The following is a 20,429-nucleotide window of genomic DNA, read 5'->3' as shown; positions in this document are numbered from 1 at the left end:
TCATCTCTATTATAAAGGGGTCTTATATATGAAGCTGCTCCATCATCCGGACCGCAAGGACATACAGCTTGCTTCAGTTTTGTATGCGCTTAGCGATCCGATCCGTTTATATGTTGTGTCAGAAATCCGCAAGCACGGCGAGCAGGCCTGCAACAGCTTTAAGGTACCGATCGCCAAATCCACCTTGTCCCATCACGCCCGAACCCTGCGCGAATCAGGTGTTGTGCATACACGGGCACAGGGCACCCAGCGCATTTTGTCGCTGCGGGAAGAGGATCTGAATGAGCGGTTTCCGGGGGTGCTGGATTCGATATTAGAGGCGTATGAGGCGGCCGGTGGGGCGGTGGAGTTTGGGGAGCGGATGGAAGAGTAAAGAGTGAAGAGTGAAGAGTAAAAGAGTTGCAATAATAGTTGCTCTAGGATGCGGGGATAGTTTGTTGTAGAGTGGGACGTCGAATGCCGGGCTTTGTGTCTGGAGTAACATAGATTTGGGAGACTCTGCGGTAGCAGGGTCTTCTTTGCGTGGTTGTATGCTTGGCGGTGTAAGTTACACAGTGTGATTGGTGAAGGATATGGGGTTTTTGGGCAGAAAAGTAGCTGAGGTGTGGAGTTATGGTGGCTTTGTACTTAACGAATGAGTGAAAGTAACTTTACAGGCTACCCATGACTAATCTAAGTGGAAAAAGGTAAACTATTTCTTAGTCTTACCATAGGTGAGAGGGTGCTAGTTGGAAAAACGACACTTAATATCTCGGATTTTGCTCCATTAAGGGGTTTTGGACCAAACTAAGTGTTGATTTTCCACCTATTGATTGCAAATTTTATAAAACGCCGGAAATAAATGCCGAAATTCCACTTAATTTTGACAGACTATTGCTCAAGCAGAAGTTCTACCAATAAACAGCGGGTGCGGTATATGGTAAGCTATGGTCATAGAGAGGAGCTGGTGTAGAGTGTTTATGAAGCCTGGCAACTTGAATGGTTCCGAGGAAAATGCAGCCAAGCAGAGAGAAAAAGAACTGGTAAAAGAATCGGCAGGCGGGTCGTTTATGACCGGCATAATTGCTTTTGTAGTCTTGGCCGTGGTGGTTGTGGGTGTGTTTTATGGAATTGCTTATTTTAGGACAAATTAAGGCGGAGCAGGCAGTTACATTCTGCCTTCTTATTATACATTCACATTAACGAGCAAAAGCCGGCTTCCGGCCGGCATATGGAGGATATCATGTTCATTCAAATTATTGGCGTAGGCAAATTGAAGGAAAAATATTTGGTCAGCGGCATCGCAGAATATGCCAAGCGGTTGACGCCATATCTCAAATTTCAGGTGATTGAGGTGGCGGATGAAAAAGCACCGGACAATCTCAGCGACGCTGAGGTGGTCCAGGTGAAAACGCGCGAGGGAGAGCGCATCCTCGCGCACATCAAGAGCGATGCGCATGTCATTGCGCTCGCGATTGATGGCAAGCTCTGGAGCTCCGAGGAGCTTGCCGCGGAAATCGACCGGCTCGGCACCTACGGGACGAGCCATGTCGTGTTCGTCATCGGAGGCAGCCATGGCCTCTCCGATGACGTGATGCGCCGCGCCCAGCAGCGCATGAGCTTCGGCCGCATGACGCTGCCCCATCAGCTCATGCGGCTGGTGCTGGTGGAGCAGATTTATCGCGCGGTGAAGATAAATCGGGGGGAACCGTACCATAAGTAGGGCGAAATATGCTATCCTACACTATAACGCTTGTGCTGTTCTTGCATATATCAACAGGCTGTGTGAATTACTTCGTCGAGCTGTTTATACTTACCAAGCAGCTTGGAAAGGAGTTTGGAGACTGCTTGAAATCAATCAAGGCTTGCATGGAATAAGAAAAAAGCCCTCGTCATAAGGACCGAGGGCTTGTACTGCAAATTAGTGCTGTGACTTAGGGACGGGACGGCGGCTGCCTAACTTCGGCAGTGTTCGGAGACAACGGAACCGCTACGCATCGGATTGTACGGAATGTACCTTCCAGCACGGTAGTGGGCACGCACTGGGTGCGGCTTACGGTCGTGTTGTCTCACATGGGTGCTCTTGGGATAAAAGCAAACCTTCATGTGTGTGACCTCCTTATTTGTACTCGGAGATCAGCGCACCTATTCGGTATTCAGCCCCTAGATTAGGACTCTTTTTGGTTTGCATTGGTCGAAGCTGACACAGAGGACCTCAGTCATTGTATATGTACGAACATGATGGGAACATCATATGTATACTTGTGAAGCATACGAAAGCCGCTTGCAAAAGCGAATTATCTCGTGTATAGTAATTCCTAAGGTCGGTTATGGTGAGTGTAAGCAACGCAATTCTGATGTTGGTAGCATCGGAATCCCGAATGGAAGAGTCCACAGAAATAGATACACTATCCCCTAATGTAATATTAAGGGATTATTATTCGTTTGTCAAGGAAATTGGAAGAAAGATTTTTTGAGATATTGAAAGTAAGACAGACTCCAAGTTGGTTATAGAGAGAAGCATAAATAACAAAGACATTCTGTATTTAGGTCATCGTCAGCGCCAATTGGTTCGAATCCAGTCGGGTTCGTATGCTACATTGTCCCTCTGGTCATTCTTTCGTTGGTGAGATATTGGTTAGATAGAATTTCATCGTGTAAAGAGGCCACCAAAGAGGAGGGAACGCCTATGAAGCGTAGATTAAAGGATAGAGTTAAAGGTCTAGTCAAAGCAGTTGGAGAGACCGGATGGGCGTTAGCTACGAACTTAGTTGCATCGGGTGCTACGCTGGCTTAAATACAGAATTAACCTAAATGAAGATGGTTAGTGTTTTTTTGAGAAGGGGGGCTTTTCCGGATAACGGAAAAGCCCCTTCTGCTTGTTGTTCAGCAGAAGGGGCTACACTTAAAAAATGCTTCTCGGTCTCCTCGTTGAAGGCAAGTTCTATGTTGCCGACGCGCTTCCTGTCGTCCAGCGTAATCCGCTTCACGATCAGATGCAGCAGGGTCTTGCGCTGCGGGAACGGTGAGCGTTGGAGCAGTGCGTCGAACCGGCTCACCAGGGAGCGCACGAGCTCGTAGGAGATGGGATCGGCCTGGTCATCTCGGAGCTCCAGTTGCAGCTTGGATCGGCGGGTGAGCTCGGTGTCTAGCTCCTTGTTCAGGTCGTTCAGTCGTCCCGCGAACAGGTCGCGGTCTATCTCGTCCATTTCGTACAATCCAAGGTATTTACGTTTCTTTTCCTCCAGATTGTCGATCCTGACCTGTACTCCTGCTAATTCGTCCTGTAGAGGCTTGATACGCCCTGATCTATGCTCGTTGACGCTACGGACGACTTTTTTGAGGATTTCGGGCTTTGTGACCGCTTCTTGGATACGTTCAGTCACCGCCTTTTCCGCTTCGTCCTTGCGGACGCTGTTGGCGTGACAGACGGAGCTCCCTTGGCTGCGGAAACGCCCACAGGAATAGTACATCCGTACGATTTTCGTGCCGTCCTTTGCCCGGTTCACTGTAAGGCTCGCGGTCATTGCCGCGCCGCATTCGGGACAGCGGATGAGCCCAGTCAACAGGTACTCACCCTCAAAACGCTTTTTCGGCATGGTAGCTTTTTTCTTCCGCAGAAGTTGCACTTTCTCCCATACTTCGTCTGTGATTATAGCTGGATGATGTCCGTCTACAAGGATCAGTTCAGAGGTTTTGCCCTTGCGCCGTCTCTCTGCCCAATTCTCATAGCGGTTGTAACGAATTTTTCCGACAAACATCGGATTGTCGATAATGTCCCGGATGGAGCAAGTAGAGAAAGGATTTCCGGACTTAGTTTTATGGCCCCGGTGGTTCAAATCGTTGGCGATGGCCTTCAGGCCGTGACCGGCGGCATACTGCTCGAAAATGTTTCGAACGAGCGCAGCCTCCTCCTCGATGATGACGATCTTGGATTCCCTTCCTCGTGCGTCGATCTTGACGCTCCGGTATCCGAGAGGCACCTTTCCATTATGCTTGCCTGTTCTAGCGCGTTGCTTGTGCCCCATCTTCACATTGTCAACGATAGTATTCCGCTCAAGTTCTCCTACCGCACCCATCATCTGCAAGGCAAACTTCCCCATAGATGTGGTCGTGTCAAAATCTTCGGAAAATGACCGGAAGGCGACGTTGTTTTTTTGAAGTAGTTCAACGATATGAAGAAGGTCGATATTCTTCCGTGCCATCCGATTGAATTTCCAAACTAACACCAGGTCAAACTTGTTTTCTTGAGCATCTCGAAGAAGTTGCTGCAACTCGTAGCGGCCTTCAATACTCTTCCCGCTGACGCCACGATCCACGTATTCACCGACGATTACTCTGTTGTAGAGTTCGCAATATTTCCGTAGGGTTTCAAGCTGCGCGTCTATGGAGTAGCCGAATTCAGCCTGCTCCTCCGTGCTGACGCGGGCGTAGATGGCGACTCTTACTGTTTCATTCATGAACTCTCATTCCCCTTTATTGGAATCGGCGGAATCTGTAGATTTAGCAGGGCCGATGTTCCTTGAATAGTCGCCTTTGTGATGTCCCGATTATGCGGGACGTTAATCTTGTCGATAAGGCTTCGATAAAGCTTCCTTTGTTGCTCAGGGACAGCACTTCGCAGTAGTGGCCGAAAGTTGTCTAGCGCCTGCCGAACGCTCGCCGGAGGAATGGAGCGATCGGGTTGTTCAGCTACAGCCCTTTCTAGTTCTTTCCGTTCTCCCTCCAAAAGGGTTGACTCTGAGCGAATCTCGCTAAGCCTTTTTTTGAGTTCCGGGGCATCAATATGCCCGTCTTCAAAAAGTTCGTAGCAGCGTATGCTGCGGTTCTTTAAGGAGGAGGTCTGGTTGTCGATTTTCATTATACGTTGTCGGATAGGTTGCAGCTTCTTGTCTCGCCTACGATTGATCTCGGCAACCAACTGCTCGGCAACGGTAGGCTGGGTTATGAAATGCCGGAGCTGAGACTCTACCCAGACTTCAGCTTCGTTTGCCCGGATATGGTTAGGTGAGCAGACTGCACTTCCCCCAGAGTTGTAGCGGCAGCAAATGTAATAGAAGCTCTTGGAATGTACACCGCTCTTTCGCTTCCGGTATACATGACACGGGATCATGCTGCTTCCGCAGGCTGGGCACTTGAGTAGTCCTGCAAGTGGGAAGGGCCGGACAATTTGCTTGACTGATAGAGTGGCTTGTCCAGCAAGCCTTTGCTGCACCTTCTTCCAAAGCTCTGTTGGGACGATCGCCTCGTGTTCTCCCTTCACGATTTTTCTGCTATTGTTTTCGTCTGTGTAGGTGATCTTGCCGATATAGTTAACGTTAGTCAAAATGCCTCTTACCGAGATGCTATAGAATGCCTTTCCTCGTTTGGTTTTGTAGCCTGCATTGTTCAGTCGGTTGGCAATGGCTTTCAGGCCAAGACCGCTGGCATACATTTCGAAAATGGAGATGACCTGCTTTGCTTCCTCGGGTACGATCTCTACATAGGAAAGGTGAGGGTTACCAGAATGGGTTACCCAGCGGTATCCGAGAACCTGATTTCCGCTGTTCCACCTACCAAGCCTACTACGCCGCTGCATGCTTTGACGTACATTCTGTGCAATCTGCCGTCTTTCGTGTTCGGCAACTGCTCCGGACATCTGGAGAGCGAACTTGCCCATCGGCGTGTCCGTGTGGAGATCCTCCGTAAGACTGCGTAGAGCGACTCCATGCCTCTCCAGCAATTCGTAGATATGCAGGAGGTCTGTAAGCTTGCGAGACAGCCGATTCAGCCGCAGGCACACGACTTGCTGGAAGCGTCCACTACGGGCGTCTTCTAGAAGTTCGCATAGTGCAGGTCGGCCATCAATGGACTTGCCCGAGCGGCCAGCGTCGATGTATACCTTGTAAACACTGATCTGAGCCTTACGACAGTGATCCAGAAGGGCTAACCGCTGGGCATCTAGGCTAAAGCCTTCGACCTGTTCTTCTGTCGAAACACGAATGTAGAGGGCAGCTAGTTGCTGTTCGTGATTCATGTAGTTGCCCTTACGCTACGATTCGGGCTTCGATGCCTAAATCTTCAAAGAATCTTAGCCAGAAGGCTGCACGCTGTTGCCGTTCCTTTTCGTCGTCAAGGTAACGACAGATCATATCGGCCAGGATGTCGATGAACAAGTCTTGTTCGTTTGGTTCTAGAATTGTATGCATCACAGGTTCAACTCCTGTTCTAAGGATGACTTACATAAGTCCCCGTTCTTTCAGGCTGATGAAGTTTCCCTCACCAAGCACGATGTGGTCGAGAAGATCAATACCCATAAGTGAGCCCGCATCCCGGATACGCTCCGTGATTTCCACATCTTCGGGGCTTGGAGTCGGGTCGCCGCTAGGATGGTTATGGCATCCGATAATGGAAGCCGCATTGGCCAAGATGGCGAGCTTGAAAGTCTCCCTCGGGTGCACCAGAGAGGCATTCAGTGTTCCGCTGGAGACTTCATGCAAGGCGGTCGGCTGGTTCTTCGTGTCCAGCGTCATGATGCAGAATACTTCCCTGTCGCAATCCCCTATAAACTGGTGAAAGAGATCGGCGGCATCTTTGGGATTGGTGATCTTGCGCTGAGGATATAGAAGTGACGTACGCTCTCTCACCATGCGAAGGCTAACAACCTGAATGCGCTTGGCTGGACTGCTGGCTTTGGTCATCTCAGATCACTCTCCTGTCCACATTGCTCGTGTAACCAAGTTTCAAGCCCTACATTCTGCGCTTCTTTTGGTGATAGCACAATCGTAAAGCATTCGTTATCGTGCATTAGCAGCATCCGATAGAATTGCATCTTGTAGACCTCACACAGTTCAACGTACTCTACTTGCTGGAAGGGAGCGGAGAGACTGACGGATGCCAGCTCGGCATCAGGTTCCTTATGCTCTAGGCAGACAATTCGGTAGCCTGCGGAGTCGATCCGGAAGTCTGGATTGGTGCTTTCCGAGTCAAGCATGTCGAGCAGTTGGGAAAGCTCTCTTTTGGCAACTCCTAAATAGGGAGCGGCTAGTTTGCCACCAATGTGGTAAAGGTCGGTTTTGCATGTAATCTGATTCAAAGTGGATCGCCTCCAAATGGATAGTAGAGCCCCTGTTACTCCAGGGGTACATGGTAATAATATCCATTTATAATTGTGTTTGATTCGTACTTACGTGTCGTCTGTCTAGCTACTTATCTGGCCGACCTCCGTAGGCCGCGTTTTCGGTCCCTCGTCCCAGAAAGCTCCTTTGCCCCTGCCAGTTGGACCGCGCCCCGGACGCTGAGTACAGGAAATCCTTACAACTCATCGTGTTTGGCTCGGTGCCCCCAGTGCCCCCCGGAACTGGGGAGAGAAAAAAACTTTTTTTGTCAGGGGGGAATCCTTTTTCCTTTTCTCTTTCTTTTTTATGCGGGGGCAAAGGGGGCACCGTTACCGAAATCCCTTGTCCGTCATGGCTTTCCTTATGCCCCCATCCCACAGTTTTCGAGGGGCGATGTCCCAGCCTAGGGGGCATGAGGTTTCAGAAATTCAACTCTTCGAGATCATCGTTGCTGAGGTTGAGAGAAATAGGCTTCTTCTTTCGCTTAGAGATCGCTTTGTTGGTCTCCTCATGCAATACCTGGCGTTTCAAACAGAGTAGTCGTTGACGTCGTTTTTGTACTGTCTTTTTCGCAAGCATGTGGCGGCGTTTCTTTCCATTATCCAAGGAGGTTTCCGTATGCGACAACCCTTCGTTACCAAGTTCTTGCCATAGTGTTGAGGAGGAGATCGGGAATTGCTCTCCTTGTTTGGACAAGAACAGACTCACTGCGTTGTAGAGCGGATCAGGTAGAAAATAGTAATAGTTGTTATCATACCATCCAACATGAATACCGTTTTGTGGTGCTAAGTTTAGCTCACGAGTTCCTTGCAGCTCTTTGCAATAGATGCTATGGTTCGCAAGCAACTGAGAAATGATCGTGATGAACCGAGTAGTCGCTTTGACCTCATTCACCTTCAGCCCCTGTTCATTGGCTGCGCTTAGGAACAGTCCCCAACCCTGCTCAAGAAGCTGCTTTTTCTGTGCTGCCTCAATTGCGCCGACGCTCTCGGCGTATTTAAGTCCGAATTCGAGCCCGATGTGGAGCAGTACAGAAGCCTCAACCAGTCTGCCGTGGATACCCTGACTAGACGCATTGTTTCGTTTTTCGGCAAACATATCTTTCAGGTTGTTATCGTGGGGGGCGTTCATCATTTTTTCTAGCCATATGATATAGCCTGCCATTGCTTCACTTAGCTTTTTGGATTGTTGCTGTGCTTTTGTCAATCGCTTGAGTTTGACATCTGCTGGTTTGAGCTCAGCGGGAAATAGGCGGGCGACGCTGGAAGCGCCACCTAACATGTCTTCTGCGGTGATGACTGCCATACCGCGCGGAGGGTAATCTGGTCTTAGGCTGGTGTCTTGTTTCATTCTTCCTCGTCCGACCCGATCACCGTAGCCCCTTAGAATTTGCTGCGCGAGCTGTTCCATCTTCTTACCCTCCTGCGGGGAACTGGTCGGGTGATAGTCATCTATGAGCAGGAGCGAGTCTTTTGTGTCGAATCCCCGCTTTTCAACAGAGTTCGCTGTGTCCTTGAAGCTGGCAGTCGGATGCTCCAGCAAATTTCCGAAATGGCTGAGGAAGAGCTTCGCGATCGTGGTCTTCCTTGACCCGGTGTAGCCATGAAGCCAGACGAGAAACTTCGGTTCCAGGCTCGCTTGCCGCAGCATCTCGCAAAGTGGGGCGAGGAATACCAGACTCCAGAGCACAAGCGTCACTCTGCGCGGAGCAATGTTCAAGAGCTTGAGGCTGGACACCATGGCATCCTGGGGGTCGAGTGAAACATTAGGAAGTGCATAGTTTTGTAGCCTTGATTCTAGTTCTACCTCTATGTCTGTATCCCCGAGTGCCCCTCCGGCGTGGAGGTACTTCCACTTTGAGTCGATCTTGATCCAGCCTAAGTGGGCAAAGACCTGCTTGTTCTCGGCTCCTAGCGCTGTCGACTGGATGGCGTGACGTACACTATCCCGGATGATGTTACCCGGCTGGATGTTCGGCTCCGGACCCCAGTTGGACAACCACTTCATGCTTTCAAATTCACTGGCGGGAATGCGCACGGAAGGCAGTTTCTTCCCGGTGGAGATAATGACTCCGTCGATTTCGTACATAGTGGTACGTTCTGCTCCATCGTCTCTCATGACACTCATAGCGATTCGTGCAACGAAGTTTGCTAACGGCTTGTAGTGTGCTGAGCCGTCCCCGTTAACACGTACTTCACAGAGATTGTCGTTCTTTAGAGCATATTTATTATCAATCAGATTAGCATAATCGGCGGGTGACGTTGGCTTTCCCGCCACGGTTATAGTCCCAGCGGAAAGAAACGTCACAGGGGTATTGGAGGGTGCCTCTGTTGGCTGTCTTTTCCTTACTGAGCCCTGACAAGAGGCGATTTGCTCAGCATTACATCCGAGAGTCACACAGCGAGTCGGTCCATAAGTGGAACTTTCCTTCTCAGCCTCCATATTTCGAATACGGGTTTCACTGCGGTTATCGTGCTTCTCGCTCAGCTCTGAGAAGGCAAGAGCCGCATTTGGAAACCCTGCATTGGCGAGCATGGAGGTAATCAAATGCCAGCGCTCCTCATGACATCCGCCACAGGCTTGCTCGTCAACGGCTTGCCGGACTTGGAGGCACTTTTCAGCCAGCTTCTGCAAGTCTGGGTCGGGCAAAGTGGTGAACGATGCCGGACTAGGTGGTCTGTTGCCCTTTCTAATCCTCGCTGTTTTCCGCCCGGCGGGTCCCATGTTCGCATTTTCTGTTTTAAGGAAAGTGCTCCTGTTAATATGTGTTCGCATCTGGGTGAGCACTTCTTCGGGAAGAGCTGCCAGCGGCACATCTCCAGGGCCTCTTCCTGGCATCCAGCGATATTGCCCGCCGTTTTGGTGCAGGGATGGTGGAAGGACAGTCATTTGACCGTCAGCAAGAAGGGCCAGTTCTTGGTGTTCAGCATTTGGAAGGGCATCAGTAAGTTTCCGAATCCGCCGTTCCTTGGATACACCGAACAGAAATCGCATTCCACCTCCGGGGGTAGAAAACTGCCAAGTGACGGGAATTTCACCATCAAAAATCTCTTCCATTCTCACTTTCCCGTATTCGCCATCAACATCGAATCCGACGATACCGACCTCTCCTCCCAGTGTCATCCCAAGGTTACGGTTCGGGTGGTGTCCGAACCATTTCTGCAAAGTAGTCAGATCATCCGATGCCTTTTCGCGCCACTTTTCAATGGTGGGCACTTTTCCGGGACGCATGCAAGCTGCGGCATGCGGCTTGGAAACATGCTGATGGTCGGGAGGGCAAAGAGGAAGGTATTTGGGTCCCAGTTTGGCTGAGGCCATAGCTTCCGCCGCTTCTCCTGGTTTCATTGCGTTCAAGGCTTTTGCAGTCAGTAGTTTAGGTTCCGTACTTCTTGTCATTTATTTTCAACTCCGTATCGTTGCGTTGAATTTCACTGTTCTCCCAATCTTTACTGAGACCTGAAGGAATGGAGCTGCCGGATTGGAGAATCGAGCAGCTCTACCCAATCAAACCTATCCTTGCGTAGTTAGATCGACAAAGGCGACGGTATCGTCCTCCCGGTTAATATACTGCACCGTTCGAAATGACAAGGATGTTGTGTTGTCAAAATCCAAATTGAAAATTTCCGTGACCTCCTGCACCAGTTCGGCCGCGTAGATGACGTACTTGTTCGCAGATGTTCTCAACTGAAAGGTATTGTCGCCGCTAACGAGAGCCTCAGTAATGACCAGTCCAGAGTCATTGAGGAGTATCTCAACTTCCGATGGGGAGCCAATCGTCTCAACGATTTCCATGGCTAGCACGATCCGCTTTCCATTCTTCTTGGTGTTCACAATGGTCAGCATGCTAGGCTCGGTTGATCTGTAGCTGCCTTGCTTGCTGCGGACTGGACGAAGGCTGCTGAAGTCGAAGTCAAGGGTGGATTCAGTTTGCACCTTTGATGTAGCCTTCGAGTGGTTGGGGTCCTTCTTTTTGGTTCGTTTTTTTGACGATTTTTGATTAGTAGACATTGGCATTGCACTCCTTTTCGTTATGGGTTTTGAGGTCATGGCGCGAAAAAGAGACAAAAAAAGAGCGCCAGCAAAAAGACCCCTGACTTGCAGGTCTTTTCACTGGCGCTCATCATATTAAGATTCGCTTTTACGTGGCGTTTCGATCCTAGGGATAGGTTTCCCATTATCAGATCCTTCATTGCCTCGGCCAAGTATTGAATTGTATTAGGATAATATCAGGAAAATTCCACATCTGTCAACAAGAATCTTGGGAAATTAAGAATACGCGATTTCAGTAGAGTAAGTCATTCTCAAAATACCTCGTCTTGGGATTCAGGCACTTCATTTTCTGAACTGGGCTTGCCAACCCACACCGCGATGATGATTATTAAAAGAACGACTCCGATAATGCTTGCCCATACAGGATGAGACTGAATCCAGTCCAATGTAAGGCCAATAGTCAGTAATGAGGCAACGAGGCATCCTCCGACAACCTTGAAAAATCCAGAGAACCCTATGTAGGTAATGGAGAATACTTTGTTCAGGATAACATAATAGAAGGCTCCAAGTCCCAGGATGAGTGCGCCTGCCAAAAAGTCTAACATGTTTGATCTTCCTCTCAATGATAGTTTAGTTTTCGTCTAGTTCCAGCCCTAGAAAGTTCAGGCCGATAGTATTAGCCTTATCTGGGGGCAATACTCTAAGCTGATAGTTGAACTCCATCTCAAGCGGTGTAAGCTGCCCACTCAAGAAATTCAGTTCCAGAGCAGCCAGACTTAGGTATCCAGCCGCCTGAATTTCGGAAACCTCTTTGCTATCCAGTTCCTTATCATCAGAGATTCTATCCAGATACTCTGGTGACACTGGTTTCTTCATTAGTGACTTAGCTTTGTTCCATTTCATCAGTTCCCCTACGCCCATGCCTTTTGTCTTGCTTAGTTCACTGGCGTTGTTGAAGGCGCGTTCGGCAACCTCGGGGCTGGTCTTCTTGATTTGGATAGCCGTCTGCACCGCGAGATGTTCCCCATGATACTTGTCCATACCCAGCTCTTTGCAGGTGACGAGAACGTATCCAATGATCTCGTGAACGTAAAGGGGATTGTCGGTCAGAGGCGCTTCCTGGATGACTTCTATGCGTGACATGTTATTTCATCCCTTCATATAGATTGTCGATTAGCTTTCTAGGGGTGTTTTACCAGCACTAATCGTTCAGTAATTCCATTATACGAACTTATAAGTTATATTTACAGCATTTTCTTGTAGTTTGTTGCCCTGTCTAAAGAATCCTCTAATCCTTACGCTTGAGAGTAGAGGTGGTAGGGGATGGCGGATTTTTTGACGCTGGTAGGAGCCAGAATCAAGCAACTTAGAATACAAAAAGGTCTGTCGCAAGCTAAGCTTGCTGAAATGGCTGACCTTCAAGATACGTATATTGGTGGAGTGGAACGGGGAAAGCGGAATATATCTCTCAACTCATTGGAAAGGATTATGTCAGCCTTGGAGGCCGACCCGGCGGAGGCTCTAAAGTTCGGTCGATTGGAAGTGTTGGAGGAGGAAGAGGACAAGCAAAATGTTCTGGATATCCATAATTCCTTGCTGCGCGAACGTAGTCTGGCAGAGGTGAAGCTAGTCCAGCGCATGATCAGAGATATGTTCGATACACTGGATCAGGAGAAAATAGAAGGTTAGAAAGGGGGCGAGCGATTAGCGTAGGCTAGTTGGCTTGCCTTTTTACGTGTCGGCATGTACGTAGTTTTGTGTTGTTTAGTCTTTGGTAAATTTGGGGTTGATACTGATCTTGGCATGTCCATGCTTGCGATAGAAGCGCATGTCACGCGTAGAGTTGTTGGCCTGCTCGGTGAACGCTTTTGAGAGAGCCTCATCCTCAAATACGAAGAAATCCCGCTCCTTCTGTCCTCCAAACATAGCGATCATGGCGTAATGATAGCTACCCGGATTGCAAATGCCCCCGCTACCCAGAGGGAGAAGCTCGACAACACCTTCAACAGTCAGAATGGATGCTTTCTCGGGATTGTGATCCAAGGTGAGTAATAGGCAGGCAAAGAGGATATCGGCGTTGGCGCGTCCGAGTATTTTGCCAGGAAGGAAATGCTCGCTGGTCAGATCGTTCCAGTCCACGTAGGGAACGATTGGTTCGACGCTGGGACCAAACTTCTCAGAGAGCTTGGCAAGCGCCTCCCGGTTTCCGTAGGCCATGAGGAAGCGGTCGAGTCTGACGGACGATTGTTCACCGTGCTGTGACTGCATCTTGGGCAGGAGGCCACGGAAAAACTCGGTGTAAAGGGACAAGACGACCAGATCAGAAGCAGATGCCTCAGATTGCAACTCATGGCCAATTTCGGCAAGCAGATCACGCATCGCAGCTAGCCGATGTGTATCGGCCAGTTCCAGTTCGGAGGGATGGAGAAGATGCAGCAGAAAGGCTGCTGCGTCAAAACCGAAAGCAGTATCTCTGAACTTGTCCGTCCAGAACGATAGAATTGCTGCATGGTCAGTTAGTTTTTGTTCAATGAACTCCGGCCATGACTTGATGGCGGTAATGGTGATTTTCTTCTGTGGAAAAGGCGCGTTACTGCGCTGCCAGAAGCCACACCGCCAGTTCAGGGCAGAGCGTATCATGTCGGGGCGGACATGCTGAGGATCAGCAAACTGCTTCCGCCATTCGTTAAGCGGTTCGGAAGGGTACTTGGCGTAAGGGAAGCGGGACATATGCACATCATAGCGCTGGGTGATAAGGCCATAGAGCGCTTTTTTCTTGCTTTCACTGAGGGAAGGATTCACTGGACAGGACTCCTATTCATTTAGTATTCAGGACTGGCGGAAATGACGGTATTTTGGGGAGCTAGAAGAGGCCTTCTAAATCTTCAGGAGAGAATTCGATCGTATCAGAAGATGGAGGAGTGGCTGACGTTACTGTGAGGTCGGGGAGCGGCTCGTCTTGATCGTGGCCATTGAGGAGAGTGCGTTGCGCTGAAGTGAGGAAAGGATCTTTCAGACGTATAAAGAAGGGCTTGGACAACTCGCATACCCAGTGATAGGCATCAGGGACATTGCCACCTTGGAAATCGGGCGTGTCACCGAAAGCATCCTCTTCATACATGAGTTCTGCTTGATTTGTTGCTTCATTGACTCGAAATAGAAGGGTGTTCCCATCTACATATTCGTTGGTTCCGGTATCTGGGTGTGTGGTACGTAGAACAGCACGGACAATATGAGTAGGCTGATTGCTTAGGGAGAAGGGGTCACTATCGAAAGTGAATGGTTGGGCGTAATCGGGGATCATACTGGTGGGTGTTTTCTCGTTGATTGAAAGAGTTGCGGCTAAAGCAACCCAGACGTTGCTTCCGGATTGGCTTTCAGGATTGAGATCATTTCGTTCAAACAAATTCCTGACATTGTCTGCTATTTGCTCGTCTGCCCGCGATTCTATTCCGGCTTCTTGCCTCAGCCAACTTTCAATTGCTTCATCATGCCAACCGGCGAGGGTGAAGAAGGTCATAAGGTATTCGTCCGTGTACATAACTACAATCTTGTACAACATGAGGCCATTGAGACCAATGGCCTCTACATATTCTGGCCTGCTACCGAGTAGGCCAGCATTTTCCCGGTTTAGTCCGACAATGCTCAGATCGTATAGATTGTCACCTGGCTCCAAGATAACAATGTAGCCGTGCTTTTGAAGAGAGAAGACGGTGTCTTCAGTGTCGCCGTGCATTTCCTTCAGTTGATTGAAATAACGTTCGATATGGGACAAAAGAGGTGGGGTAAGGCTAGAGGAATGTAGAGAGGTGAGGTCTTGCTGAGTTTGGATGATGCGCATGAGTAAGTAAACCTCCATAGATAGAATAGGCTATACAAGGTATTCTTCAATTTAATAATATATATTCCTATTTTCTTTAGACACAATTTTGTTAGTTCATTCGGCTTGTAAAAGATTAAGTTATAAACACTTAGGAAAATAAAAACCCCTTCAGCTAAATAGCAGAAGGGACTCCATCTAAAAATTCTTTGTTATCAGAGAATAATCAATGTGTAGCCTATTGTTAAAAAGTTTCATTTGCTCTGTTGATATTGTATTTAGTCACTCATTAAAGTTTATGTCAAGATACTTATAGAAAGCAGGGTTAATTTTATATCTGATAGGTTGGCCAGTACGCTCAGAATGTCTTAGAGCTAATTTATTTGTAATTTTATCAGGACGTCGCTCACTATAATACTCGAATGAATTATCCTTTACCTCTAATCCCAAAAAGGTCAATTCACATAAAACTTGTATTATAAAATCAGGGTCTTCAGTTGTATTAAGTCGTATACAGTCTTCCAGTTCAGGTTTATTCATAATATGATCCCTACCCACAAACTCATAAAGGATTGACTCTAAATCAGGAATTCTTTTTCCGTTTTCAGGAAATAGTGATTGTAAAGCATATTCAGAGTACTTGTATTCAGCTTTCTTAAAGTCTATTTCTTCTACAATTCCGTGACCGTTATTCACAGCCTCTTCCAGGGCGAGTTTGAATAAAAGAATAATATCACGAGGACGAGGGATTATTAAGTTTGTTACGTATTCTCTCAAAGGAAGACCATCTACAGTCTCTGTAAAGTAGTCCCTCCAAAAAGTAGTTGGGCTTGTCACACCATTACTACTGAAATTGATTCGCTTCTCAATCACTTGAAATAGCAGTGTTGGGTCTGACCAGTTTAGATGTTTCGTTGCAATTTTATCTCTTTCTGGCGCATGACTCATAATTCTAGAGAAAATGTCGCTTCTGAGAAAAACAACTAAAGTTAGATTAACACTCACATGCCTGTAGTCATTTCTTTGAAACTCCCCAGTGACTTTGTGGACAACACTCAATAAACCAAACAAAAGATCTCCAAGATTACTTAAGTTTGCGCTATCATTCCAGCCTTTATCCAGATTATCAATAAGTATCTTTACATTTTGTTTTCTTTGAAGCACCTTGCCTAAATGAGTTCTAAGATGACCCAGCATACTTTTATGCAGATATTCGCTGATTTTTGAGCGCTGTTGTTCTACTGTATCATACGTATCAACAGACTTAAGATCGGTTACGATATTATCCAATCTCAGTGTGAAGTCAGCATCAATAATTCTTTTATGTTCTGAAACAAACTGTATTAGCTGTTTCTCATCTTCGGTTTTTTCGACATGTAGAGGTTGTTTTTCTAGATAATTAAAATACTGACGTGCAATTTCAGTATAAATCAAAAATTTCCATATATTTTCGATAAAGTGCCCTTGTTCAGAGCTATAAACCATTTGTTCCATAATAGAAAGTACGCCTTCAAACTCATGATTTTGAGGTTGTATAACCACAACAAAATTTCTTTTGTCTTGTTGCATTCTATTTCTTAAATTAATTAGGTTTGCAGTTTTACCGGTACCCTTCCTACCAACAAATAGTATTTGTTGGGCCACTAAAGCCTCCCTAAATTCCGCAGTTTCCATAAAATAATCAATTAAATCTTGATTTTCATTTTCAGCAACATAATCACCGAGAGTGAAATTTGAAAGTTTGTTAGCTGCCTTGCGCTCTATTTTATATTCTCGATGTTGCTCTTGCATATCTCGATACTCTGATGCGACAGGTTCTAACCATTCTTTCGTAATTTTAGCACAGATATTACTGTTTTTATGTTCTCTTATTTCATCATGATAATCTAGGGGACGTTCAAATGGTGCGTGTGCCAGGAGCAGGGTTTTTATTCCCATCCCCTTTGCAAGTCCGGCTATTAGTGCTTTTCTTGCTACATCATGAGGAGACTCTTTCTCACTTCCTAATGTGTGAAAGTGAATAATTACTCCAAATGAACTAGGTAGTAAATCTAAGTACCAACTTAATGGTCTTCTCTCTTCTGAGATATCATCAATTGTAGTAGGTATCTGCGATTTACTGATACGTTCGTTTACCTCTGCTGACGCGCTTGTCGATGCTTCACATTTTAGATATAAAATATGCCGATCGACGCCACCGTCCGGAATAATGATGTTAGGTTGAGTATTAACATAGGGGAGTTCACTGAAAAAATTGTTCTGTAATTCTTTTGTATTTTGGTAACCGGAATATCCTATAGTTGATAGTAGCGCTAAAGTTTTGAAATTAACTGTTGATCTGGGGTGGGTATTATTTAGGGTGATCCAGACTTTCTTACCCATCCCAATCGCATAACCTAATTCATAAAGTACATTATAATTTAGATATGTAAGATCACACATAAAAAGATCACAAGCTGCAATTCCTTCTAAGATTCCATTAATTATGTATCTCCCACTTATTGCATAATCTTCCCATGTGCTAATGCTTATTTCTGGATTGGTACTGTTTATTGCTTTGACTGCTGTTCTAATATCTTCTAATAAATCTTGCCGTTGGCTAGAGTAAGCATAGAATGCCTTTTCCATTAAGGATGACCCCCTTCACAAAATTCCCAATACATAAGTTATAATTCTATAAATGACAACAATCTCCTTCTTTGTATGGTTCAGAATATGGAACTCAGGATCATTCATTGTATTATAGAAATTTGCGTTGTTTATAAAAATTTCGCTCTACAGATGTTACGGTGAACCGTATCATAAGTAGGGGCAAGCTTCTGTTGCACAGCATACCGTTTCGAGGGGGCAGCAATGAATAAAACAGACCGTTTATTAGCCATCGTGCTGGAGTTGCAAGGCAGGCAAGTGGTACGTGCCGAAGATTTGGCGGCACTATTTGAAACCAGTGTACGGACTATTTATCGGGATATTCAGGCAATCAGCGAAGCAGGCGTGCCGATTATAGGCACTACAGGTACAGGGTATTCCTTAATGGAGGGATATTTTCTGCCGCCGATCAGCTTCACTATAGAAGAAGCCGTGACCTTACTCATAGGGACGGATTTTATCAAGCTTCGATTTGATGATGATTATCGAGACAGAGCTAATGCTGCGCGGAGGAAGATCGAGGCCACTTTATCAGACGGTGTCCGCAATGAGACCTCCCGTATACGCAAGGCGCTGCGATTGCTTGCTCCGGGCAAACAGGAAGCTCTATCAAATGAAAGGGATAATCTTGAAAAGATTCGCCGGGCAATATTAGATGGGCGAAAGATCAGATTTCATTATTCGAAGAAAAATACCGATTCCACGGGGAACCACCATAGCGATCGCACCGTAGCTCCCTATGGCCTCGTACTCGTTGAAGGATCATGGATGCTCGTGGCTTATTGCGACTTACGCCACGACATTCGCCATTTCCGATTGGCCCGAATGACTGAACTTGTAGAACTGGAAGAGCGATTCGAGCTTCCTGTGCATTTTGACTTAAGAGAGTATACCCCTCCGGATGATCGCCACTTGCAAGTTCATCTTCGATTTAATCATGACCTCGCAGATAAGTTGAAGCAATCCAACTATCATTACATTGAAGGAATGAAAGAGCATCAAGCTGGATTAGATGTGGTTTTACGCGTACGCCAACTGGATGAATTGCTTCAATGGGTGCTCGGCTGGGGAGCGGGTGTAATCGTATTGGAGCCTGAATCATTCCGGAATAAGATTCGTGAGGAAGCCCAAAAAATCTTAGAACGCTACTGACATAACGCTGTCAGTAGCGTTATTTTATTATCGGGTATGTAGACATAAAGGAGTATAGGAAGGATGATATTTTGTGAATTTTGCTTCTGTACGCATCATTACTGACGATGTGAATCGTCTCGTCGAGTTCTATGAGAAAGTCATGGGGGTTTCAGCGGAGCGACCCGCGCCCGTATTTGCCGAACTCGTTGTGCCATCATGCACCCTTGCAATCGGCCACTCCCAGACGACGCAGCTATTCGGCGCCGGTTCCGTAGTGGGGGCCAATAATCGCACTGTCATCATTGAGTTCCGCGTCGACGATGTCGAGGCCGAATATGTGCGCTTGAAGTCATTTGTCGATAATTGGGTAATGGAACCGACCACGATGCCGTGGGGGAACCGTTCTATGCTGTTCCGCGATCCCGACGGCAACCTTCTTAACCTTTTCGAGCCGGTGACCGAGGATGCGATTAAACGGTTCAGGGGCAGGCATTGATTAACTGATCTTCATGAGTCAAAATATAACTGATTTTGCGTACCTCTCACGGCATAGAACACATCGGAGACAGACTTGCTCCGCTGCTGCAGCACCTGCTCCAGCCATTGGACGGTCAGCCTGTTGTGGGCGAAATTGTCTTCCATGATTTTGCCGTTCTCGATGACGACGGTCGCAGTTCGGCACTGCTGACCCGTAGACGCTTCAGATGGAATGATCACCGATGAAAAGGGGAACGTGTACGCTGGAGACTATGAAATGTTTAATACGTATGAAAATAGCCGAACCGCCTGCTCCTACCTTTTAGTAAAATCATGAGATAAGTATCTAAATTTATCTCTAATTGACACCCGCCCCCACCAAATGCTATTTTTACTCTAGAATATCAAAGGCAATGTAACCTTAGGGTTCAACCTCGCTGACAAGTGTGGGTTGGGCCCTTTTTGCATTCCGGCATAGGGAGGAATATTAGCGTGCTGCGGACAGAATTGCTTTTACAAAGGCTGGATGAGATTGGGGAGACGCTCGGACGTAAGGGCGGGGCGCTGCTGCTGCTGGGTGTGGGGTCGGTGGGGGTGGAGCTGGAGCGGATGGATGAGTATTCGGATTTGGATTTTTTTGTTATTGTGGAAACAGGGCAGAAGGACAGGTATATTGACCGGCTGGATTGGCTGGAGGAGACATATCCGCTTGCGTACGCTTTTAAAAATTCTGATGTAGGCTGTAAAATTCTGTTCGAGGACGGGATCTACGGGGAATACGCGATATTTGAGGAGCGGGAGCTGACGGATGCCGCTTATACGGAAGGCCGGGTGGTGTGGAAGGATCCGCTGTACAGCAACACTGCCATTGCCAAACCGCGCAGAGTGCTGCCGAGTCAAAAGTGTGATGCTCTGGACTTTCCGCTGAACGAGGCATTAACCAACCTGTATGTGGGACTGGGCCGTTATGCGAGGGGAGAGCGCCTGTCGGCAGCGCGGTTTATTCAGGGGCATGCGATTGACCGGATTTTGTCGGTGCTTCATCTGCTGGAGCCGGAGGTCGATTACTATCCCGACCCCTTTGGGAATGAGCGCCGTTTAGAGAAGCGGTACCCCGGTTTTGCCGAAAAGCTTGGCGGTATGCTGCAGGGATATGATCGTGTACCAGAGTCGGCGCTATGCATTTTAGAGTTCATTGAAGCGGTCTACCCGGCCAATCCAAGACTAAGCACGGAGATACGAAGCCTGGTTCATAAGCTAATTGCCAGATAGGAGGGACATAC

20 protein-coding genes are annotated in these 20,429 nt (G+C 47.5%); 7 read left to right on the top strand and 13 right to left on the bottom strand.

Going from position 1 to position 20,429, the window contains the following annotated elements; all coding sequences use genetic code 11:
- The first annotated feature begins 28 nt into the window (after positions 1 to 28).
- From NST84_RS29975 to rlmH, 3 genes are all read left to right on the top strand, one after another.
- Positions 29 to 373, top strand: coding sequence for a helix-turn-helix domain-containing protein (locus tag NST84_RS29975; RefSeq protein WP_039878001.1), 345 nt, complete (start codon positions 29 to 31; stop codon positions 371 to 373).
- 586 nt (positions 374 to 959) lie between these two features.
- Positions 960 to 1,133: a hypothetical protein gene (locus NST84_RS29970; RefSeq protein ID WP_342563638.1), complete on the top strand. Its 174-nt coding sequence runs from the start codon at positions 960 to 962 to the stop codon at positions 1,131 to 1,133.
- Positions 1,134 to 1,222: 89 nt separating this feature from the next.
- A complete protein-coding gene (gene rlmH / locus NST84_RS29965) occupies positions 1,223 to 1,702 on the top strand; it encodes a 23S rRNA (pseudouridine(1915)-N(3))-methyltransferase RlmH (protein WP_039878000.1) in 480 nt (159 codons plus the stop codon).
- Positions 1,703 to 2,789: 1,087 nt separating this feature from the next.
- Here the strand turns inward: rlmH and NST84_RS29960 are convergent.
- The 9 genes from NST84_RS29960 to NST84_RS29920 all read right to left on the bottom strand — a co-directional run bounded on the left by NST84_RS29960 (position 2,790) and on the right by NST84_RS29920 (position 12,209).
- A complete protein-coding gene (locus tag NST84_RS29960) occupies positions 2,790 to 4,439 on the bottom strand; it encodes a recombinase family protein (RefSeq protein ID WP_342563637.1) in 1,650 nt (549 codons plus the stop codon).
- Positions 4,436 to 5,995: a recombinase family protein gene (locus NST84_RS29955; protein ID WP_342563636.1), complete on the bottom strand. Its 1,560-nt coding sequence runs from the start codon at positions 5,993 to 5,995 to the stop codon at positions 4,436 to 4,438. The genes NST84_RS29960 and NST84_RS29955 overlap by 4 nt, the downstream gene beginning before the upstream one ends.
- A 10-nt stretch (positions 5,996 to 6,005) precedes the next feature.
- Positions 6,006 to 6,170: a hypothetical protein gene (locus NST84_RS29950; RefSeq protein ID WP_342563635.1), complete on the bottom strand. Its 165-nt coding sequence runs from the start codon at positions 6,168 to 6,170 to the stop codon at positions 6,006 to 6,008.
- A 27-nt stretch (positions 6,171 to 6,197) separates the two neighbouring features.
- Positions 6,198 to 6,608: a DNA repair protein RadC gene (gene radC, locus NST84_RS29945; RefSeq protein ID WP_342563634.1), complete on the bottom strand. Its 411-nt coding sequence runs from the start codon at positions 6,606 to 6,608 to the stop codon at positions 6,198 to 6,200.
- A 47-nt stretch (positions 6,609 to 6,655) separates the two neighbouring features.
- Positions 6,656 to 7,054, bottom strand: a complete 399-nt coding sequence (locus tag NST84_RS29940; RefSeq protein WP_342563633.1) for a hypothetical protein — start codon at positions 7,052 to 7,054, stop codon at positions 6,656 to 6,658.
- A gap of 442 nt (positions 7,055 to 7,496) precedes the next feature.
- Complete coding sequence (locus NST84_RS29935; protein ID WP_342563632.1) at positions 7,497 to 10,472, bottom strand: bifunctional DNA primase/polymerase; 2,976 nt, start codon at positions 10,470 to 10,472, stop codon at positions 7,497 to 7,499.
- A 114-nt stretch (positions 10,473 to 10,586) separates the two neighbouring features.
- Positions 10,587 to 11,084, bottom strand: coding sequence for a hypothetical protein (locus tag NST84_RS29930; protein WP_342563631.1), 498 nt, complete (start codon positions 11,082 to 11,084; stop codon positions 10,587 to 10,589).
- A 293-nt stretch (positions 11,085 to 11,377) separates the two neighbouring features.
- Positions 11,378 to 11,671 carry a hypothetical protein gene (locus tag NST84_RS29925; RefSeq protein ID WP_342563630.1) on the bottom strand — a complete coding sequence of 98 codons (294 nt, stop codon included), beginning with the start codon at positions 11,669 to 11,671 and terminating at the stop codon, positions 11,378 to 11,380.
- Positions 11,672 to 11,696: 25 nt separating this feature from the next.
- Positions 11,697 to 12,209, bottom strand: coding sequence for a hypothetical protein (locus NST84_RS29920; RefSeq protein ID WP_342563629.1), 513 nt, complete (start codon positions 12,207 to 12,209; stop codon positions 11,697 to 11,699).
- A 180-nt stretch (positions 12,210 to 12,389) separates the two neighbouring features.
- Between NST84_RS29920 and NST84_RS29915 the strand changes: the two genes are divergently transcribed.
- Positions 12,390 to 12,755, top strand: coding sequence for a helix-turn-helix transcriptional regulator (locus tag NST84_RS29915; protein ID WP_342563628.1), 366 nt, complete (start codon positions 12,390 to 12,392; stop codon positions 12,753 to 12,755).
- A gap of 75 nt (positions 12,756 to 12,830) precedes the next feature.
- On the opposite strand, the gene NST84_RS29910 is transcribed toward NST84_RS29915, so the two are convergent.
- The 3 genes from NST84_RS29910 to NST84_RS29900 form a co-directional block, all read right to left on the bottom strand.
- Positions 12,831 to 13,868, bottom strand: coding sequence for a hypothetical protein (locus NST84_RS29910; protein ID WP_342563627.1), 1,038 nt, complete (start codon positions 13,866 to 13,868; stop codon positions 12,831 to 12,833).
- A gap of 61 nt (positions 13,869 to 13,929) precedes the next feature.
- Entirely contained in the window at positions 13,930 to 14,907 is a 978-nt protein-coding gene (locus tag NST84_RS29905) for a hypothetical protein (protein WP_342563626.1), read from the bottom strand.
- Positions 14,908 to 15,168: 261 nt separating this feature from the next.
- Positions 15,169 to 17,514 carry a hypothetical protein gene (locus NST84_RS29900; protein ID WP_342563625.1) on the bottom strand — a complete coding sequence of 782 codons (2,346 nt, stop codon included), beginning with the start codon at positions 17,512 to 17,514 and terminating at the stop codon, positions 15,169 to 15,171.
- A gap of 225 nt (positions 17,515 to 17,739) precedes the next feature.
- Between NST84_RS29900 and NST84_RS29895 the strand changes: the two genes are divergently transcribed.
- Both NST84_RS29895 and NST84_RS29890 read left to right on the top strand, forming a co-directional pair.
- On the top strand, positions 17,740 to 18,687 hold the full coding sequence (locus NST84_RS29895; protein WP_342563624.1) for a YafY family protein: 948 nt from the start codon (positions 17,740 to 17,742) through the stop codon (positions 18,685 to 18,687).
- 73 nt (positions 18,688 to 18,760) lie between these two features.
- Positions 18,761 to 19,165, top strand: coding sequence for a VOC family protein (locus NST84_RS29890; protein WP_342563623.1), 405 nt, complete (start codon positions 18,761 to 18,763; stop codon positions 19,163 to 19,165).
- An 11-nt stretch (positions 19,166 to 19,176) separates the two neighbouring features.
- Here the strand turns inward: NST84_RS29890 and NST84_RS29885 are convergent, their stop codons facing one another.
- Positions 19,177 to 19,386 carry a YetF domain-containing protein gene (locus NST84_RS29885; RefSeq protein ID WP_342563622.1) on the bottom strand — a complete coding sequence of 70 codons (210 nt, stop codon included), beginning with the start codon at positions 19,384 to 19,386 and terminating at the stop codon, positions 19,177 to 19,179.
- A 252-nt stretch (positions 19,387 to 19,638) separates the two neighbouring features.
- On the opposite strand from NST84_RS29885, the gene NST84_RS29880 reads away from it, so the two are divergent.
- The gene (locus NST84_RS29880; RefSeq protein ID WP_342563621.1) at positions 19,639 to 20,418 is read left to right on the top strand and encodes a hypothetical protein; all 780 of its coding nucleotides are present in this window, start codon (positions 19,639 to 19,641) and stop codon (positions 20,416 to 20,418) included.
- The last annotated feature ends 11 nt before the right edge of the window (positions 20,419 to 20,429 follow it).

Source organism: Paenibacillus sp. FSL R7-0345 (genome assembly GCF_038595055.1).
Classification (GTDB): domain Bacteria; phylum Bacillota; class Bacilli; order Paenibacillales; family Paenibacillaceae; genus Paenibacillus_AQ.
This window is presented reverse-complemented; position numbering and strand designations above follow the sequence as displayed.

What these genes read in the sequence shown, in the direction of transcription:
- NST84_RS29975 (WP_039878001.1), top strand. Translation starts at nt 29, where the DNA reads ATGAAGCTGCTCCATCATCCGGACCGCAAGGACATACAGCTTGCTTCA.
- NST84_RS29970 (WP_342563638.1), top strand. Translation starts at nt 960, where the DNA reads ATGAAGCCTGGCAACTTGAATGGTTCCGAGGAAAATGCAGCCAAGCAG.
- rlmH (WP_039878000.1), top strand. Translation starts at nt 1,223, where the DNA reads ATGTTCATTCAAATTATTGGCGTAGGCAAATTGAAGGAAAAATATTTG.
- NST84_RS29960 (WP_342563637.1), bottom strand. Translation starts at nt 4,439, where the DNA reads ATGAATGAAACAGTAAGAGTCGCCATCTACGCCCGCGTCAGCACGGAG.
- NST84_RS29955 (WP_342563636.1), bottom strand. Translation starts at nt 5,995, where the DNA reads ATGAATCACGAACAGCAACTAGCTGCCCTCTACATTCGTGTTTCGACA.
- radC (WP_342563634.1), bottom strand. Translation starts at nt 6,608, where the DNA reads ATGGTGAGAGAGCGTACGTCACTTCTATATCCTCAGCGCAAGATCACC.
- NST84_RS29935 (WP_342563632.1), bottom strand. Translation starts at nt 10,472, where the DNA reads ATGACAAGAAGTACGGAACCTAAACTACTGACTGCAAAAGCCTTGAAC.
- NST84_RS29930 (WP_342563631.1), bottom strand. Translation starts at nt 11,084, where the DNA reads ATGTCTACTAATCAAAAATCGTCAAAAAAACGAACCAAAAAGAAGGAC.
- NST84_RS29925 (WP_342563630.1), bottom strand. Translation starts at nt 11,671, where the DNA reads ATGTTAGACTTTTTGGCAGGCGCACTCATCCTGGGACTTGGAGCCTTC.
- NST84_RS29920 (WP_342563629.1), bottom strand. Translation starts at nt 12,209, where the DNA reads ATGTCACGCATAGAAGTCATCCAGGAAGCGCCTCTGACCGACAATCCC.
- NST84_RS29915 (WP_342563628.1), top strand. Translation starts at nt 12,390, where the DNA reads ATGGCGGATTTTTTGACGCTGGTAGGAGCCAGAATCAAGCAACTTAGA.
- NST84_RS29905 (WP_342563626.1), bottom strand. Translation starts at nt 14,907, where the DNA reads ATGCGCATCATCCAAACTCAGCAAGACCTCACCTCTCTACATTCCTCT.
- NST84_RS29900 (WP_342563625.1), bottom strand. Translation starts at nt 17,514, where the DNA reads ATGGAAAAGGCATTCTATGCTTACTCTAGCCAACGGCAAGATTTATTA.
- NST84_RS29895 (WP_342563624.1), top strand. Translation starts at nt 17,740, where the DNA reads ATGAATAAAACAGACCGTTTATTAGCCATCGTGCTGGAGTTGCAAGGC.